At 41.3% G+C, this 17,598-nt stretch carries 17 protein-coding genes; 5 read left to right on the top strand and 12 right to left on the bottom strand.

The window, feature by feature from the left end:
* Window positions 1-9: 9 nt before the first annotated feature.
* Together BI350_RS02830 and BI350_RS02825 are read right to left on the bottom strand one after the other, a co-directional pair.
* On the bottom strand, window positions 10-2,118 hold the full coding sequence (locus BI350_RS02830) for a heavy metal translocating P-type ATPase (protein ID WP_075526755.1): 2,109 nt from the start codon (window positions 2,116-2,118) through the stop codon (window positions 10-12).
* The gene (locus BI350_RS02825) at window positions 2,102-2,473 is read right to left on the bottom strand and encodes an ArsR/SmtB family transcription factor (protein WP_075526754.1); all 372 of its coding nucleotides are present in this window, start codon (window positions 2,471-2,473) and stop codon (window positions 2,102-2,104) included. The genes BI350_RS02830 and BI350_RS02825 overlap by 17 nt, the downstream gene beginning before the upstream one ends.
* 900 nt (window positions 2,474-3,373) lie before the next feature.
* On the opposite strand from BI350_RS02825, the gene BI350_RS02820 reads away from it, so the two are divergent.
* On the top strand, window positions 3,374-4,405 hold the full coding sequence (locus BI350_RS02820; protein ID WP_075526753.1) for a DmpA family aminopeptidase: 1,032 nt from the start codon (window positions 3,374-3,376) through the stop codon (window positions 4,403-4,405).
* Between the two features lie 32 nt (window positions 4,406-4,437).
* On the opposite strand, the gene BI350_RS02815 is transcribed toward BI350_RS02820, so the two are convergent.
* Complete coding sequence (locus tag BI350_RS02815; RefSeq protein WP_075529203.1) at window positions 4,438-6,801, bottom strand: penicillin acylase family protein; 2,364 nt, start codon at window positions 6,799-6,801, stop codon at window positions 4,438-4,440.
* Between the two features lie 201 nt (window positions 6,802-7,002).
* On the opposite strand from BI350_RS02815, the gene BI350_RS02810 reads away from it, so the two are divergent.
* Window positions 7,003-7,206 (top strand): helix-turn-helix transcriptional regulator, encoded by a 204-nt coding sequence (locus BI350_RS02810; protein ID WP_075526752.1) that lies wholly within the window; start codon window positions 7,003-7,005, stop codon window positions 7,204-7,206.
* Window positions 7,207-7,878 (top strand): DUF3169 family protein, encoded by a 672-nt coding sequence (locus BI350_RS02805; RefSeq protein ID WP_075526751.1) that lies wholly within the window; start codon window positions 7,207-7,209, stop codon window positions 7,876-7,878.
* A 121-nt stretch (window positions 7,879-7,999) separates the two neighbouring features.
* Here BI350_RS02805 and BI350_RS02800 read toward each other — a convergent pair whose 3' ends face one another.
* Genes BI350_RS02800 through BI350_RS02770 form a run of 7 tightly spaced genes read right to left on the bottom strand, consistent with a single transcriptional unit; the run spans window position 8,000 to window position 13,787 of the window.
* Window positions 8,000-8,365 (bottom strand): Na+/H+ antiporter subunit G, encoded by a 366-nt coding sequence (locus BI350_RS02800; RefSeq protein ID WP_075526750.1) that lies wholly within the window; start codon window positions 8,363-8,365, stop codon window positions 8,000-8,002.
* Window positions 8,343-8,627: a Na(+)/H(+) antiporter subunit F1 gene (locus BI350_RS02795; RefSeq protein WP_075526749.1), complete on the bottom strand. Its 285-nt coding sequence runs from the start codon at window positions 8,625-8,627 to the stop codon at window positions 8,343-8,345. The genes BI350_RS02800 and BI350_RS02795 overlap by 23 nt, the downstream gene beginning before the upstream one ends.
* On the bottom strand, window positions 8,627-9,109 hold the full coding sequence (locus BI350_RS02790) for a Na+/H+ antiporter subunit E (protein ID WP_075526748.1): 483 nt from the start codon (window positions 9,107-9,109) through the stop codon (window positions 8,627-8,629). The genes BI350_RS02795 and BI350_RS02790 overlap by 1 nt, the downstream gene beginning before the upstream one ends.
* Window positions 9,110-9,154: 45 nt before the next feature.
* Entirely contained in the window at window positions 9,155-10,636 is a 1,482-nt protein-coding gene (locus BI350_RS02785; RefSeq protein ID WP_075526747.1) for a Na+/H+ antiporter subunit D, read from the bottom strand.
* Entirely contained in the window at window positions 10,629-10,967 is a 339-nt protein-coding gene (locus BI350_RS02780; protein ID WP_075526746.1) for a Na(+)/H(+) antiporter subunit C, read from the bottom strand. Before BI350_RS02780 ends, BI350_RS02785 begins: the two co-directional genes overlap by 8 nt.
* Window positions 10,968-10,969: 2 nt before the next feature.
* Window positions 10,970-11,392, bottom strand: coding sequence for a Na(+)/H(+) antiporter subunit B (locus tag BI350_RS02775; protein WP_075526745.1), 423 nt, complete (start codon window positions 11,390-11,392; stop codon window positions 10,970-10,972).
* On the bottom strand, window positions 11,382-13,787 hold the full coding sequence (locus tag BI350_RS02770) for a Na+/H+ antiporter subunit A (RefSeq protein WP_211117167.1): 2,406 nt from the start codon (window positions 13,785-13,787) through the stop codon (window positions 11,382-11,384). The genes BI350_RS02775 and BI350_RS02770 overlap by 11 nt, the downstream gene beginning before the upstream one ends.
* 410 nt (window positions 13,788-14,197) lie before the next feature.
* On the opposite strand from BI350_RS02770, the gene BI350_RS02765 reads away from it, so the two are divergent.
* Window positions 14,198-14,887, top strand: coding sequence for a universal stress protein (locus tag BI350_RS02765; RefSeq protein WP_075526744.1), 690 nt, complete (start codon window positions 14,198-14,200; stop codon window positions 14,885-14,887).
* A gap of 55 nt (window positions 14,888-14,942) precedes the next feature.
* Here the strand turns inward: BI350_RS02765 and murB are convergent, their stop codons facing one another.
* On the bottom strand, window positions 14,943-15,854 hold the full coding sequence (gene murB, locus BI350_RS02760) for a UDP-N-acetylmuramate dehydrogenase (RefSeq protein WP_075526743.1): 912 nt from the start codon (window positions 15,852-15,854) through the stop codon (window positions 14,943-14,945).
* Window positions 15,855-16,104: 250 nt separating this feature from the next.
* Here murB and BI350_RS02755 point away from each other — a divergent pair, with 250 nt between their 5' ends.
* The gene (locus tag BI350_RS02755; protein WP_075526742.1) at window positions 16,105-16,653 is read left to right on the top strand and encodes a YceI family protein; all 549 of its coding nucleotides are present in this window, start codon (window positions 16,105-16,107) and stop codon (window positions 16,651-16,653) included.
* Between the two features lie 216 nt (window positions 16,654-16,869).
* Here the strand turns inward: BI350_RS02755 and BI350_RS02750 are convergent, their stop codons facing one another.
* A complete protein-coding gene (locus BI350_RS02750; protein WP_075526741.1) occupies window positions 16,870-17,505 on the bottom strand; it encodes a DsbA family oxidoreductase in 636 nt (211 codons plus the stop codon).
* Window positions 17,506-17,598 lie beyond the last annotated feature (93 nt).

The following is a 17,598-nucleotide window of genomic DNA, read 5'->3' as shown; positions in this document are numbered from 1 at the left end:
AGATTCCCCCTATTTTTCAATGCGAATCAGCCGCAATGAATTCAGTACGACAAGTATTGTTGCGCCCATATCTGCAAAAATCGCAATCCACAATGTTAGCCACCCCGGGATAATTAATAGAAGCGCAATGATTTTTAATCCTAATGCAAACATAATGTTTTCTTTAATTATACGCAATGTTTTTCTACTTAATTTAATTGTATAAGGAAGTTTAGTAAGATCATCTGCCATTAAGGCGATATCGGCTGTTTCTAGTGCGGCATCGGTTCCAGCACCACCCATCGCAATCCCGACAGTTGCTTCTGCGAGTGCAGGTGCGTCATTAATACCGTCCCCAACCATTGCCACCCGACCATATTTCTCTTGTAGTTGTTGCACAACTTTTAATTTATCTTCTGGCATAAGTCCTGCACGCACATCACTCATATTTAATGCTTTTCCGATTGCTTGCCCAGTTTGCTCATGGTCACCTGTTAACATGACCGTGTGACGAATGCCAATTTCTTTTAATCGTTGTAATAACGCCTTACTTTCTTCACGGATTGGATCGGCAACAGCCACCAAACCTGCGTAGACATTTTCACTCATCATCGCCATAACCGATTTCCCTTCGCGTTGGAGCGATGATGCCAGGGCCACAGCATCTTCTGGGATGGTTGTGAATTCTTCAATCCAACTTATACTACCAATCCTAATTTTTTGATTCGCAACTGTGCCATAAGCGCCTTTTCCGGTAACCGATTGAAAATTTGTTACCTCTTTCATTTCGACGTTATTTTTCTCCGCATAATGAACAATCGCATTCGCCAATGGGTGTTGAGACAATGACTCTACCGCCGCCACTGCACTAAGGAGGTCTTCTTTAACAACTCCTGTAACGACGAAATCACTTACTTCTGGATACCCCTTTGTTAGCGTACCGGTTTTATCAAAAGCAATCGCGTGTAAATGCCCAGTTTCTTCTAAATGAATGCCACCTTTAATGAGCACCCCATGTCTTGCCGCATTTCCAATGGCCGTGACAATGGCAACTGGCGTAGAAACAACAAGTGCACACGGACATCCAACGACAAGCACCGCCAATCCTTGATACACCCATGTATGCCAGTCGGCTCCCAGTAATGGAGGGACCACCGCAATAAGCAACGCAATGACCATAATTGCCGGCGTGTAATATTTCGCAAAACGATCGACGAATTTTTGAGATGGCGCTTTTTCAGCTTGCGCCTCTTCAACAAGGTGAATAATTTTTGCCAAAGCTGTATCCCCAACGAGTTTCGTCACTTTTACTTCAAGTGCCCCTTCTTCGTTAATCGTACCGGCAAACACTTCGTCACCTTGCTGTTTAAACACAGGAACAGACTCCCCTGTGATCGCAGCCTGATTTATTGTCGATGAGCCGGTCGAAACAACGCCGTCCATCGCAATTTTTTCTCCAGGCTTTACGATAAGGATATCTCCTCGAACAATGTCTTCCGTCGGGATTTTCGTAAACTTCCCATTCCGCTTAACCGTGGCCGAAGACGGTGCAATGTCCATCAGTAATCGAATCGACTGTCTCGCTTTATTCATAGAATAAGCCTCAAGTGCTTCACTAACGGCGAATAAAAACACAATGACCGCACCTTCACGCCACTCACCGATAATGACTGCGCCAATAATCGCAATCGTCATTAACGTCTTCATATCAAAATCTAAACGGAGTAAATTTTGAATCCCCGTTTTAAACATACTAGCCCCGCCCACCGCAATCGAAATCGCAAAGAAAACAATGGCCGGCGGATACATTTCTTCGTGAATAAAGGATAGGGTTGCGCCAATTAGTAAAAATAGGAGTGACAACACAGTGACAATATTTTCTTTCCGTTTATAAAACGGGATCGGCGGCTCTAATCTTTCTTGCTTATCTTCAGACACTACTGTGATTCCATCAAAAGCGCCGGCCGCTTCAATTTCTTCAACAGTAATATTCCCAACGACCGCTAGCTTCGACGCACCGAAGTTAACCTGTGCCTCTTCAACAGCCGGCAGTTCTTTAATATTTTTTTCAAACTTTGCCGCACAACTTGCACACGTCAAATTTTCTAAACGATATTCCGATTTATTCGTTGTCGGCATCGTTTTCACCTTCTATCGCATGAGCCTGTGCAATCGTCACCAGTTGATGAACATGCGCATCAGCAAGCGCGTAATAAACCATTCTACCTTTGCGTGTAGACTTAGCGAGTGAATGGTCGCGTAAATATCTCAAATGGTGTGAAGCCGTCGCTACCGAAGAATCAATCACAGCTGCAACGTCACACACACACATTTCCTCTTCTAATGTTAGTGCATAAGCAATTCTCAATCGCGTTTCATCCGCAAGCGCTTTGAATATTTGAACGGCTTGACTGACTTCTGGCAATTGATGTCGAACTCGCCGCACAACATCTTCATGAACCACCGTTACTTCACATACTTCTTTCGATTGCATCTAGCTCACCTCATTCAAATGATTGTTTGATTATAAATTTAGTATATGTTAATTAAATTGCGAATACAAGGATTATCAAACCGTCATTTGAATGTAAATTGGTGTATCGATTTTGGAGTAAATCCAGCTGCTTAGCATCAGGTTCTTTGCGCGTGCGTTGCGTACTTTCTCAGAAACGTTGATTACTGTTCAATCAGCGTTGATTACTTCCGGAGTAACGTTGCATACTTTTGCCGGCGTTGCGTACTTTCTTAAAAACGTTGATTACTTTTCAATCGGCGTTGATTACTTCCGAAGTAACGTTGCTTACTTTTACCGGTGTTGCGTACTTTCTTAAAAACGTTGATTACTTTTCAATCGGCGTTGATTACTTCCGAAGTAACGTTGCTTACTTTTGCCGGCGTTGCGTACTTTCTTAAAAACGTTGATTACTTTTCAATCAGCGTTGATTACTTCCGAAGTAACGTTGCTTACTTTTGCCGGCGTTGCGTACTTTCTTAAAAACGTTGATTACTTTTCAATCAGCGTTGACTACTTCCGAAGTAACGTTGCTTACTTTTGCCGGCGTTGCGTACTTTCTTAAAAACGTTGATTACTTTTCAATCGGCGTTGATTACTTCCGAAGTAACGTTGCATACTTTTACCGGTGTTGCGTACTTTCTTAAAAACGTTGATTACTTTTCAATCGGCGTTGATTACTTCCGAAGTAACGTTGCATACTTTTGCCGGCGTTGCGTACTTTCTCAGAAACGTTGATTACTTTTCAATCAGCGTTGATTACTTCCGAAGTAACGTTGCATACTTTTGCCGGCACTCCCCCCAATATCAAAGTAATCAACAATTAAAATGATGTATACTAACAAGTAAATACCTCTCATCCAAAGAAAGGATGATTTTCGGATGAAAAAAGGAAAATGGAATGCAATCACGGATGTACCGAATGTAAAAGTCGGACATGTAACGCTGGACGAGGAACTTCCAAATGAGGGAGCGATTCGCACAGGCGTCACGGCGATTTTGCCGCACGCGGGGAATTTATTCGAACAGAAAGTGCCAGCTGCAAGCTTTATATTAAATGGTTTTGGCAAAACGGTTGGACTCATTCAAGTGGACGAGCTCGGGGTCCTGGAATCCCCCATTATGCTGACAAATACGTTTAGCGTCGCCCAAGTGTTACAAGGAACGTTAGACTATATGCTGGCGCAAAATAAAACGATTGCCGATACGACCAGCTCCTTAAATATCGTCGTTGGCGAATGCAATGATAGTTATTTAAACTCAATGAGGGAAATGAAAGTCCAAGCGCACCATGCCATTGAAGCGATTCAACAGGCTGCAACAGGCCCTATCGAACAAGGTGCGGTTGGCGCCGGAAAAGGTATGATTTGTTATGAGGTGAAAGCCGGCATCGGCTCTTCTTCGCGAATTGTCTCTTATGAATCCACAACCTATACAGTAGGCGTGTTAACGCTAACGAACTTCGGAAAAGCCGCCGAATGTAAAATTAACGACTGGTTACAAAAAAATGGATACAACCAGTACGAAGCGATTTTCCCAACGAGAGAAGAAGTCGAAAAACCTGATGGCTCGGTTATGATCATCGTCGCAACTGACGCCCCAGTCAATGAACGTCAACTAAAACGTTTTGCAAAACGAGCAGCAATTGGCCTCGGACGCACAGGCACTTCCGTACATAATGGAAGCGGTGATATAATAATCGCGTTTTCGAATGGCTATACGATTCCTCACTCTGCAGATGACACGACAATTTCTCCTGCTCTATTACGCGATGACCACCCAATCATGAATGATTTATTCCTAGCAATCGTGGAAGCGACTGAAGAAGCTGTTTACCAATCGTTGCTTCATGCAGAAACAACCACTGGACGACAGGGAAGAGTCATTGAAAAATGTATCCTCGAGAAAAAATAATCGTAGTGGGGACATTGATATCCCCACTACGATTATTTTTCGGTTGCAATTAATTTCAACACAACCCCATTTTCTACTTCACCAACCAACACCGTTTCGTGAAAATTACCATTTACCCAATCATCCACTTGGCTATGAAACCATTTTGACTTTATATGCCCACTTTGGCCTGGTCCAACGATATGATAGGCTGCAGACAAATCTGACAAATCCGCAACGAAGCGCCACGGTGCTCCGTGATGAACCGTGCCATCTGCTTTAAACGCTGCCGCTTGCACAGTAATATTCGACCCGCCAACCTCTTGTTTCTTCGGATTTAAAAAGGATTCAAACAGAGGAGATGCACTAGATAGGGCATGCGGAAATGTCACTTGGTGATAATCTCCCCAACGCCAATTCTCTACATCACTTCCAAAAGCTTGCGTTGTTTCAGCAATCGACTTTTTAAAGGTGTTGAATACCCAATGATCAATGCCGCCATATGCAGTCACCCACTGCCCCGGCTTCCCCGCATACCCATCACGCATTAGTTGGTCGGTAATTTGCCCCTTCCCCGGCAACATGTTGTACACATCTTTTGGCATTTCATCTTTGAACATCGTCACAGGCAATTGCTTAATCCATTTATGGAAAATTAACGGCGCTGCGCTATCGACATCATCAAACTGGTCCCACTCCTCTAATACGTTCACAATTTCTTTATACTTCTCATCAGTATCTATAGCAATAACCGAACGAAGCATGTCACCTAAAAACTCACGTGCATATAGATTTTTTTGATCCATTTGCAATGCCATCATATCTTCCGCTGTAAAGTTATCGCCTTCATTTAACACTTCCGCGATTCTTTCATAACGATAAGGCTGCGCCCAAAACTCTGTAATATGGTACGGATATTCATCCCCAATCACCTCATTATTTGCTGTCGCAATAAACCCCTCTTCTGGATTTACAACGCGCGGCAATTCATCATAAGGAATATATCCTTCCCAGCCATATTCGGATGAATCACCGGGAACCGGCAATTCCCCATTCCCTTTTTTTCGAATCGGAATCCGCCCATTCGCTTTATAGGCAATCGTGCCATCTTTTGCTGCAAATACAAAGTTTTGTGCAGGCGCATGAAAATCTTCCAGTGCCTCCTCAAAACTTTCCCAATCGGTGGACTTGTTCATCCGGAGGATCGCTTCCAGCTCTTTCGTCGGTTCTAGCGCCGTCCAATGCATCGAAAATAATGCAGTTGGCTTTTCTTTTTTGTAAAGAATATCTGAAATAATCGGTCCGTGTCTTGTAACCATTACATCAAACGGTACATCATCCGCGTCTTTCACGGATATCGTTTCATCTCTTACTTCGGCTTGTTCCCATTTGCCATCATATAAAAACAGTGTCGGGTCATCTGGATTTGGTTTTTCAATATACAAATCTTGTACATCGGGCCCTACATTCGTCACGCCCCAAGCAATGTCTTCGTTATGCCCCAATATAATTCCAGGCACACCCGCAAAAATCACACCACTCACATTTTGTTCCGGCGATTGTAAATGCATTTGATACCAAATCGAAGGGGTATTCAGTCCTAAATGAGGGTCATCTGCCAATAAAGGAAAGCCACTCTCCGTCTTTTCACCAGACAACACCCAATTATTACTCCCATTAAACTCATGCGCAACGAGCTCCGGATTAAATTGCCCCGCGACTTCCACCGGTGATTCCCTATTCGCCGCAATAATTGAAGACGCATTTTCAGGGTATGTGATAAATAACTCCTTCGCCTTTTCCAGTTCTAAATGATTTAGCGCCCAATGACGCACGGCCAATGTATCCCAATTCCCACCTAAATCATATGCCATATATTTTCCAATCGTTAACGAATCAACAGCTGTCCAAGGTTCTGGCGTGTAGCCCAACACTGCGAACTCATACGGAAGTTTTCTCGCCTCCTTCGCTTCCTCTATAAAAGCATTGACACCTTCTGCAAATAAATGAAGTACCTCTTTTGCTTCATCACTATAACCATCGTAAGAATCTTCCGCTGCCACACGTAAACTAAACGTTCGGAAATGTTTATCCGTATCAACTGCCGCTTCTCCCACAACTTCCGCCAAACTACCACTCGCTTGTCGCCGCGCCATATCCATTTGAAACAGTCGATCTTGCGCCTGCACATACCCTTGCGCACGATAAAGATCCGCATCTGATGCCGCCGTAATATGTGGCACGCCATGTTCATCCCGCGTAACAATTACATCTTCATCTAAAACAGATACATGCACTTCCCCTTCAATGACAGGTTTAGATTTGGCAATATAAAAGTTTAATAAAAGAAATAAACTCGCTGTAAGCACAACCGCAATTCCGATTCCCCATAATAGCCCTTTAACCCATCTCCCCATCTGTTCAACCCCACTTCGAATTAAAAGATTTATTTTATAATACGTATGCGAAACGATTATTCTACTATACATCTAGCAACCACTCCTCCCCCAACCCCCTTTGACAAGTATCTTTTTATAATTGACAACAATACTTGTCAAAATGAACATCATCATATACACTAACAATATCAAACTTAATAGAACTGAAGGTGATAGCATTTGAAAAGTCGTTTAAAAGAACTACGAGCACGTGACGGCTATAACCAAACCCAACTTGCAAAACTCGCTAAAGTATCCAGGCAAACGATCAGTTTAATCGAGCGAGAAGAGTATATGCCATCGCTGTTAATTGCCGTTCGGATTGCACGTATTTTTAATGAACCTGTAGAAGAGATATTTCACTTTGAGGAGGAGGAGTTCTAAATGAAAATTATATTACAACTATTAATTGGGGGATGTGCCGGTTTTTTGATTGCCTATACTTTGATGGGCTTTTCTGGGATTAATTTTGCTGGCGATATTACCGTAATCGGTTTACTTGTAATCTCTGTCTTCCTAATAGCATTGAGCATTTTAAAATTACGGGGAATCAAGTCATTAAGCATGCAAAACTTTAGCGGGGATGCTGAAGATGAAGCAGGGGATAAAAAATATAAGATGTTCACGGATTACTCTTTATATACGAATTCCAGTTTTATTCTTTCCATCCTTGCACTCAGTTTAAGCGTCATTACAACCCAAAATTACGTCATCAGCATTGCTTCACTCATTTTACTTATCATTACTAGTTTCTTAATGTATTATATGACGCCCTTAACACAAAAGGTCTATCCAGAGCGTGATATCCCTAGTCTTACTAATCCTAATTACGCAAAATCTGTTCTTGATATAGCAGACGATGGCGAAAAACATGTTATCCTAGATGGATTATACAAATCACAGGGCTTATTAAACTTCTCTTTAATAATTGCGATTATACTAGCTACCATCTACTCCATTAGTGGAGGCAATTCACAAGTATTTTCTATTATTTTCATGGCGGCTGTATTGTTAGTTGTAAATAGTAAATATTTATTGACCGTTCGGAATAAATAAAAGCGAAGCCCCCTTATCATAAAATCACCAGACTTTATTCCACGAAGAGCTCATTTTGTAAAGTAAAAAAGCAGTCCAATCTTGACGGGACATCCCCTTCAAAACTGAACTGCTTTCTTAATTACTGTTCTTTCTCTTCCTTACGCAACACTTCACGTAAATCATCTGTCCCCGAAATGTCCGCCAACTTCACTTTCGAACGATAAGCAGACCGGACCAATAAATGCCCCGCAACCGGAGCTGTTAGAAACACGAACACGATTCCCAACAATAACCGAACACTAATAAAATGCGCGGTCGTCCAAAAATACACGAATGCACCCAATAATGTTAATAGGACGGCGAGCGTCGAACTTTTCGTCGCTGCGTGTGACCTTGTATACACATCCGGCAACCGTATTAACCCAAATGCGCTGATAACACTCATAATACTTCCTATTAAAATTAAGAATGCACCGACAAATTCACCGATCGCGTTTACGTTCAACGACAACCCCCCTCAAAATATACTTCGAATAAGCAATCGTCCCGATAAAGGACAAAATTCCTAAAATCAAAATGACCTCTAAAAAAGCTTTTGTATTCATTAATACAGATATGACAGCAATCGAAGCAATTAAATTTACACCAATAACGTCAAGCGCTAAAACACGGTCAGGTAGTGATGGCCCGAGAATGATGCGCAGCACAGCAATCACGATTGTGATGGAAATTAACACAAGTGAAATTGTCAGCATCGTATTGATCATTAACGGGTCACCTCCATAATGGCTTTTTCATAGTTTTTTAATTGACTGATAATCGCGCCGCGCTCTTCTTCAACATCCATTGCATGAACGAATAAAACGCTTCCCTCCGGCGCAACTTCCATAACGACCGAACCGGGCGTTAACGTTAACAACAAGGAAATCATCGTAATTTCTATATCACTTTCCAACACAGTCTCATATCTGAAAATACCTGGTTGAATTTTTAATGTTGGACTTAATATTTGTTTTAACACGAGGATGCTTGATTGTACTAGCTCTGAGATAAAGATAAACAATAACTTAATACATGCAATTAACCGCCTCAAATAAAATTGAGTGCCAAAAAATCGATGCATCAGGAAAATAATCCCCATCCCGACGAGAAAACCAGCGAAAAACGTCGTCACTCGCACTTCATCCTCGTCCATCAGTAACATCCATAAAAATGCAATCATCACATTCAGCAATAATTGAGCCCGCACGAATCGTTCACCTCAACTTTCCGTAGAAACTCGGAACATTTCTACTCACTCCTTATTTAATACCGCATCCACATAAACTTCAGGGTTCATGAGTGTATAGGCAGCATCTTCCACATACACAAGAATACTTTCCGCTCCTACTCCAAGCGCAATCGTTGCGATCCCGAGCACTACACAAGGAATTAATAAGCGTTTCTGTAGTGGAACTTCATCATCTTCACTAATAATCGTTTCTCCCCAAAATGTGTTCATGAAAATACGAAGTAGCGAATAGAGCACGAACATTCCTGAAAGAAAAGCAAGACCGAGTAAAACATAGGACCCTGCCTCCACTGCACCTTGTCCAACATATAATTTCCCTAAAAACCCGCTTAATGGCGGAATACCAGCCAGTGATAAAGTCGTTAGGAAAAAGAGCCAGCCAAGCAGTGGATAATTTTGAATGAGCCCACTCATCTCTTCAATTCTTGATTTTCCTGTTAAATAAATCATCGTTCCCGCGAGCATAAACAACAGCGCTTTAATCAGCATGTCATGGACGAGATAAAAAATCGCCCCTTGAAATGCAATCTCTGTAGAAACCGCAAGCCCTACTAGAATAAATCCTACCGTGATGACTACGTTATACGAAACAATTTGACGAATATCTTGATAAGCAAGCGCACCAATACTTCCGCCAATCAACGTTATTGCAGCCATTACACCAATCATCGTATGCGTAATTGAAGGTTCGTGATAGAAAATCAGTGTAAACGTACGGAACATCGCGTAAATTCCTACCTTTGTTAATAACGCACCGAACAAAGCAGCAATCGCTGTAGGCGGTGCGCTATAGGAACCTGGCAACCAAAAGTACAGCAGCAATCCCGACTTCAAACTGAAGACAATTAAAAAGATCATACTGATAATCGTGAGTAACGGACCTTGCCCTACTTCTGCAATACGTGCTGATAAATGTGCCATATTAAGCGTTCCAACAGTTCCATATAAATAGGCTATGCCTAATAAGAAAAACCAGGAAGACAGTACATTTATCGCCACATATTTAATAGATTCAACGAGTTGAATTTTCTTTCCACCCATCGTAATTAATACATAAGAAGCAAGAAGCATCACTTCAAAACAGACAAATAAGTTAAACAAATCGCCTGTTAAGAACGAACCGTTCACCCCTGCAATTAACAACAAGGAAAATGGATAAAAGAACATATTCTCACGCCTCGCACCAATCGAAGAAAAGGCATACAGCAACACGATCGCAGAGACAATAGCCGTCGTTAAGACAAGCAACACGGAAAACGAATCTGCAACGAACAAAATTCCATAAGGCGGCTTCCAACCACCGAAATCTAGACGTAAAATCCCATTCGTTTGGATTCGATTTAATAAAATCATACTGACAATTGCCGTCGCTACCAACGCTAGAAAACTTACTACGCGTTGCACTTTGACAAAAGGACGCAAAAAGACAAGGATAATTCCCGTCAGTAAAGGAATCATCATAGGCATTGCAACAATATTATTCATCTGTAAACCCTCGCAATTCTTGAAGGTCATCCGAACCTGTCTCTTGATATGCACGGTAAGCGAGCACTAATAAAAATGCCGTGACAGCAAAGCTAATCACAATCGCCGTTAAGATTAACGCCTGAGGTAAAGCATCTGTATAACTTTCAGACTCTTCACCTAAAAGCGGAACGCCACCTTTTTTCAAACCGCCCATGACCATTAATAAGAGATGCACCGCATGGGATAAAACAGCAGACCCTAAAATAATTCGAATAACACTACGGGACAGTAGCAAATAAACGGCAACCGTTACAAGTACACCTACAAGTATCGTCATTAACGTTTCCATCGCTACACATCCTCACTAATACTTAAAATAATTGTTACAACGGTTCCAACGACAGTCAACGCAACACCCACTTCGAATAATGTCACCGTCGCCAATTCCGTTTCACCAAAAACCGGTAAATTAAATTTACCGAACGTTTGTGTTAAAAATTCAGCGCCGAACAGTACTGCGCCGAATCCCGTTCCAACCGCAAAAAGTACGCCAAGCGCTGCCACTTTTTTAAAATCGAGTGGGATTCCTTTTTCAACGGTTTCAATATCGTATACGAGAAATAACAAAACAAGTGCCGAGGAGAGGACGAGGCCACCAATAAAGCCGCCACCAGGATTATTATGGCCCGAGAGAAACAGCTCGACGCCAAATGTCAAAATGATAAAGACAACAAGTTTTGTTATCGTATGTAAAATTACATCATTAATCTTCAACGTCTCGCCCCTCCTTCCTCGCTTTTAATTTAATTAATGTATAGACACCGATTCCTGCGATGAAAAGAACGACAACTTCAAGCATCGTATCAAAAGCACGGAAATCACCTAAAATCGTGTTAACAATATTTTTCCCACCTGTTAATTCATATGCATTCTCAAAATACGATGAAATAGAATCAAACATTTTATTCCCCTGAACCGCTAACGCAATTACCGTTACAAGTGTTCCGGCTAATATTGCAATTATGCCATTCGTTACTTTTGACGCGCGAACAACCTTCTCTTTTTTCATTTTAGGTAGGAAATAAAAACAGAGTAAAAACAAAGCAGTCGTAACAGTTTCCACGACGATTTGTGTCAGCGCCAAATCAGGTGCACGGAAAACAACAAAGAATAAAGCAATTGAATACCCTAACACACCATTTAATAAAATGGCCGTAACGCGCGAACTCACAAAAATCATTACAATTCCCGCGACCATCATGACAAAGACGAGAATATACTCATTTACTGTAATTGGTGCATCATTCGAAAAGTCAAAGGTGAATCCACCAACGATAAACATCGTTCCGGCTACAGTCAGTAAGAAAAAGCCGAAAATGTACACGAGATAATGACGTAAATAGCCCGTCATGTAAGTGTTCGTTAATAACGTAGAGCCTCGTTCTACCATCGTTAAAGTGCCATTATAAACGCTATCCAAATTCCAACGTAATGGACCGATTTTATACAACGAACGCCAATAATTAAGCGAAATGTACAATAAGAATCCAACGATAATTACACCAACCGTCATCCATAACGCCATATTCGGACCATGCCAAATTTTAATCGGATCCATCGCCTGTCCAATTTGCGGCAAAGAAGGATACACTGCTGCCATCGCTGGGCGTAGCAAATAATCTCCGATGACATTTGGGAAAAAGAAAATAGCGACAACGAGCAACCCTAAAATCGAAGGTGCAATTAGCATCCCAACAGGTGCTTCGTGCGCTTCTCGATCCAAACGATCCGGTTGATGTTCACCAAAGAATGTTTGGAAAACGATAATCATGCTGTAGATGAAAGTGAAAACACTGCCTAGCCAAGCAAGAACCGGAAACAGCGTCCCCCAACTGCCGATTGAAAAGAACTCTAAATGGCGTACCGCTACCATCGCCTCGAAAAACATTTCCTTACTTAAAAATCCGTTAAACGGCGGTAAACCTGCCATTGAAAAACTACCGATTAAAGCAATTGTAAACGTCACAGGCATCAACGACATCAGCCCGCCAAGTCGTCGAACATCCCGCGTCCCCGCATTTAAGTCGACAATCCCAACGACCATAAAAAGCGCGCCTTTGAAAGTCGAATGGTTCACAAGATGAAATAAAGCGGCAAACGTCGCTTGAGCATAGAAAACGGAATTCTCACTATATCCCGAGTTCAGCGCTGCAGACCCTAAACCAAATAAACTCATGACAAGACCGAGCTGACTAATTGTTGAATAAGCAAGAAGCGCCTTTAAGTCCATCTGCCTCACTGCGTTAAACGAACCCCAAAATAACGTAAAGACCCCAACAATACTCACTGTATAAAACCAAACAGCATCCCCGCCAAACACACCTGTAAACCGGGCAACTAAATAAATACCTGCCTTTACCATTGTTGCAGAGTGCAAGTAAGCACTCACTGGTGTAGGTGCTTCCATAGCATCTGGCAACCATATATGGAAAGGGAATTGTGCAGATTTTGTAAACGCTCCAAGTAAGACGAGAATCATCGCTGGTATAAATAAGGAATGATCCGTAACCTCACCAATCATTGCAATATTTTCCCGGATACTAAAAGAACCAGTCATCGCATATAACATGATGAAGCCAGCCAACATCGCGACGCCGCCGGAAACCGTAATTAACATAGATTTTTGTGCTCCATACCTGGACTGTTTACGGTGATACCAAAACGCAATCAGTAAAAATGAGGAAATACTCGTTAATTCCCAAAATACATATAACACCATCATATTGTCTGAAAAAACAACCCCGAGCATCGCACCCATAAACATGAGCAAATAAACATAAAAATGGCTTAATGATTCACGGCTTGACAAGTAGTAAATTGAGTATAAAATAACTAAACTACCTACCCCTGTAATGAGGAGTCCGAAAATGATACTAAGCCCATCAAGGTACGTAGTAAAATGAATATTTGCCGAAGGAATCCATTGAATGGTATTTACCATTGTTTTTCCCGATGCAACTGTTGGAATAAACCGGGCAAGCCCAGCAAATAAAACTAGAGGAACAATCAGTACGAACCAACCAATCATGCGTGGTTTCCATTTATAAATAAATGGTACGAGAATCGCTGCTAAAAAGGGGATAAATATCGCCATCGTAATTGTTAACAAATGCAAACCTCCTATCAAAATCAAAGTGAATGCCCTATATTCTTATGGTTTTATTGTATGTAGATGATCAACACTTTCGACTCTCGTTAGAAGAAAACTTGACTCGTACAGTGACAAACGGCATAATAAGATGCCATAGAGGATTTTATTGATACGAGCTTTGGAAATAGAGTCGTGCATAGAGGACAATCGTCAGTTACAATGGAAATTATACACGAAAATAGTTATAATCGCACTTCAGAACAATTCACAATTTTTTTCACATTTTTTTTCGAAATGATGAATTGCCTAAGACGAATATAATCACTGACTTGTTTTCAATTTGAATATCTTATATAATAACTTAGTTTTCATCTACAGATAAAATCCAAGCATGAAAAATTATAAAACATTCAGAGGTGACTACCACAATGGGCACGGCAAAAAGTCGTATGGACGAGAGCATTCTCGTTTGTGTTTACTACGGTCCAAATGGTGAACGTCTCATTAGACGGGGACATAAAATGGCAACAATCATGAACTGTCCACTATATATTTTAACGGTCGATCCACTTCCTTTCGACGAATTCGACGCGGAAAAATCTGAATATGTGGAACGATGGCAAGAACTGGCTGAAGAATTCGATGTAACCAAATTTATTATTCGCGACAATGAAAAACGCCCTTCTGCTAAAGTCATTAAAGAAGTTGCCCACGAGCATAATATTACGCAAATTATTATTGGGCAAACCGCACAAAGCAGATGGGAAGAAATCACAAAAGGTTCATTTATGAATGTCCTGCTACGTGAAATGTCCTTTGTCGATTTCCATGTCGTATCAGTCGATCGAGCAATGAAAGACGAAGATGACGATATGTTCGAAAAAGGCGTACGGGCTTACTTAGTCAAAGAAAATGACGCCTATCGCGTGAAATTCACATTATGTAAAGAGGCACAGTACGAGGGCATCTTCTTTAAAGAAATCGGCACAGATTTTAACAATGGCATTTTCAAATTCATGTGCAATCACAAAATGTGCCAAGTGCATGTTGCAGATGACATTGTTGCCGACCCTTCTCTCTTAAAGGATAAGAAACAGGCTAAAATAGAAGGCGCTTAACACAGCAATAAAGCAGACTACTTTATATAAAGTAGTCTGCTTTTCTAATTGTTACTTATTCTTCCCCTACAATTTTCACTTCAAGTTCGAGTTCAACACCAAAAGTCTTCTTCACTTCAGCTTTTACCATTTCAATCGTTTGTATATAATCCGTTGCAGTTGCGTTGTGTTTATTCACAATAAAACCAGCATGTTTCGTGGACACTTCCGCTCCGCCATGTCCTTTTCCTTGCATGCCGCAATCTTGAATCAGCTTTCCAGCGAAGTAGCCAGGAGGACGCTTAAAAACACTTCCAGCTGAAGGAAATTCAAGTGGCTGCTTAGATTCACGTTGAAAAGTTAAGTCCGCCACTTTTGCATTAATTTCCTCTTGGTCGCCTTCTTCAAGACGGAAATCTGCTGACAATACATAATACCCTTCCTTCGCGATAATGCTTTGACGATAGCCAAGCTCTAGTTCCTCTTTAGAAAGGACGAGTACTTCACCAGCTTTTGTCAGGACAGTCGCCTGCACAATAATATCCTTCACTTCGCCGCCATAAGCACCCGCGTTCATCGCCATGGCTCCCCCGACAGAGCCCGGAATGCCACAAGCAAACTCAAATCCTGTTAATGAATGAGCTGCCGCAACTTTGGATGCATCGAAAATATTTGCTCCACCTTCTGCATGAATCGACGTACCCTCAACTTTTATTTCATTTAACTTCGCCATATGAAGCACAATGCCCCGAACTCCACCGTCTCGCACAACCATGTTCGAACCATTTCCGAGTAATAAAAGTGGAATATCATTCGCGTGTGCATATTTGACAGTTGCGATCGTTTCTTCAATACTATTCGGCATCACAAAAATATCCGCCGCTCCCCCAAGTTTCGTCGCTGTGTATTTACGTAGTGGTTCATTTAATTTTATAATTCCCTCTGTAATCATTGCCTGTAAATCAGTAAACCATTGATGTTTTGACATCAATACCCAGTCCTTTCAGTGAAATCAAATCCATCGTTAGGATAAATAATGTAATGAAATACCCTTACCTTTAATAGTATGCTTTGTAAACCCAATTTTGACAAGGAATAATCATCAACTTACTGGAAATAGCTTTCCCTTATGATGAGGAATGAAAAACAATCTAGAATTCTAGATAAATTACCTTGACTTCAAGGTAATTGCCATCTATACTTTATTTAATACTAAAAGTGGAAAGGGAGTTTTAAGAATGGGAAATGAAGTTCAAACAACAAGCCAATGGGTAGTCGATGCGGCACACACATCTGTCGGTTTTACAGTAAAGCATATGATGTTTTCAAAGGTAAGAGGAAGCTTTACGGGCGTCGAGGGGAAACTAATCGGGAATCCTGAAGATTTAACAAACGCGAAAATTGACTTTAAAATTGATGTAACAACAATTCATACAAATAACGAAGATCGAGACAATCACCTTCGTTCAGCAGATTTCTTCGATGTCGACAATCATCCACACCTCTCATTTGTTTCTACAAACATTGTTAAAACAGGTGACACATCGTATGACGTAACCGGTGATGTGACGATGAAAGGCGTTACAAAAGCCGTTACATTTACATCGGAATATGAAGGCACAGGGAAAAATCCATGGGGTATCGATGTTGCAGCTTTTGAAGTAACAGGCAAAATTTCAAGAACGGATTTTGGCCTAACATGGAACCAAGTACTTGAAGCAGGCGGCGTTCTCGTCGGCGATGACATTGCGTTGACAATGGACTTACAACTGAATCCAGCACAATAAAGGCTAACGTCCTGGGCTAGATCTTGTTAATTACAAATTGGTCGGACATCCTTAGCCTTTGAGAGGACATTTTCTGGCGTTGCTCGGACAATACAACCGTTTCAGCGGACAACACAAATTCGGGCGGACATCCTGCTGCATTCCTCGGACATTACAACTAATTCGGAGGACATCAAAAAACCAGGCATATCATTTTAAAATGACATGCCTGGTTTTTTATACTGTCTCATTTGCTGCTTTTTGAAGCGCCTTCACAAATGTTTCAGTCGGTTGTGCCCCAGAAATCGCATATTTTCTATTAATGACAAAAAACGGAACGCCTTGTACACCTATCTGCCCCGCTTCTTTAATATCTGCCTTTACTTCATCTACAAATTCCTCTGAATGTAGCATCTCATTCGTTCGCTCTTCAGATAAACCCAGCTTTTTCGCTAGTTCAACCAGAGTTTCAAACATACCGATCTTTTCACCTTCTATGAAATAAGCATGTAAAAGCTGTTCGGTCATTTGCTCCCCTAGACCTTCTTGCTCAGCGAACTTCGCAAGTCGATGGGCATGGAACGTATTCGCAGGACGCATCTTTTTGAAATCATAATTTAATCCAACAGATTGTGCTTGAAGCGCGACGTTATCTGTCATCGCCTTTGCCTCTTCGATAGAAATCTTATATTTCTCAGCCAAAACCTTGATCATCGATTCATCTGATGTCGCGATAGAATTAGGTTCAAGTTCAAAAGCTTTGTAAATGACTTCAACTTCTTCCAGTCCTGATTCTTTTATTGCATCCTCTAACCTTCTTTTTCCGATATAACAAAATGGGCAAACATAATCAGACCATACTTCTATTTTCATTCTTTTTTCACCTCTTCATTTATAATCATCATAATTTTATCTAATTAAGGTAACAATGTATATGCCTGAGAATTATAGTAAAAAATGGAGGTT

This window comes from Sporosarcina ureilytica, assembly GCF_001753205.1.
Taxonomy (GTDB): Bacteria; Bacillota; Bacilli; order Bacillales_A; family Planococcaceae; genus Sporosarcina; species Sporosarcina ureilytica.
This window is presented reverse-complemented; position numbering and strand designations above follow the sequence as displayed.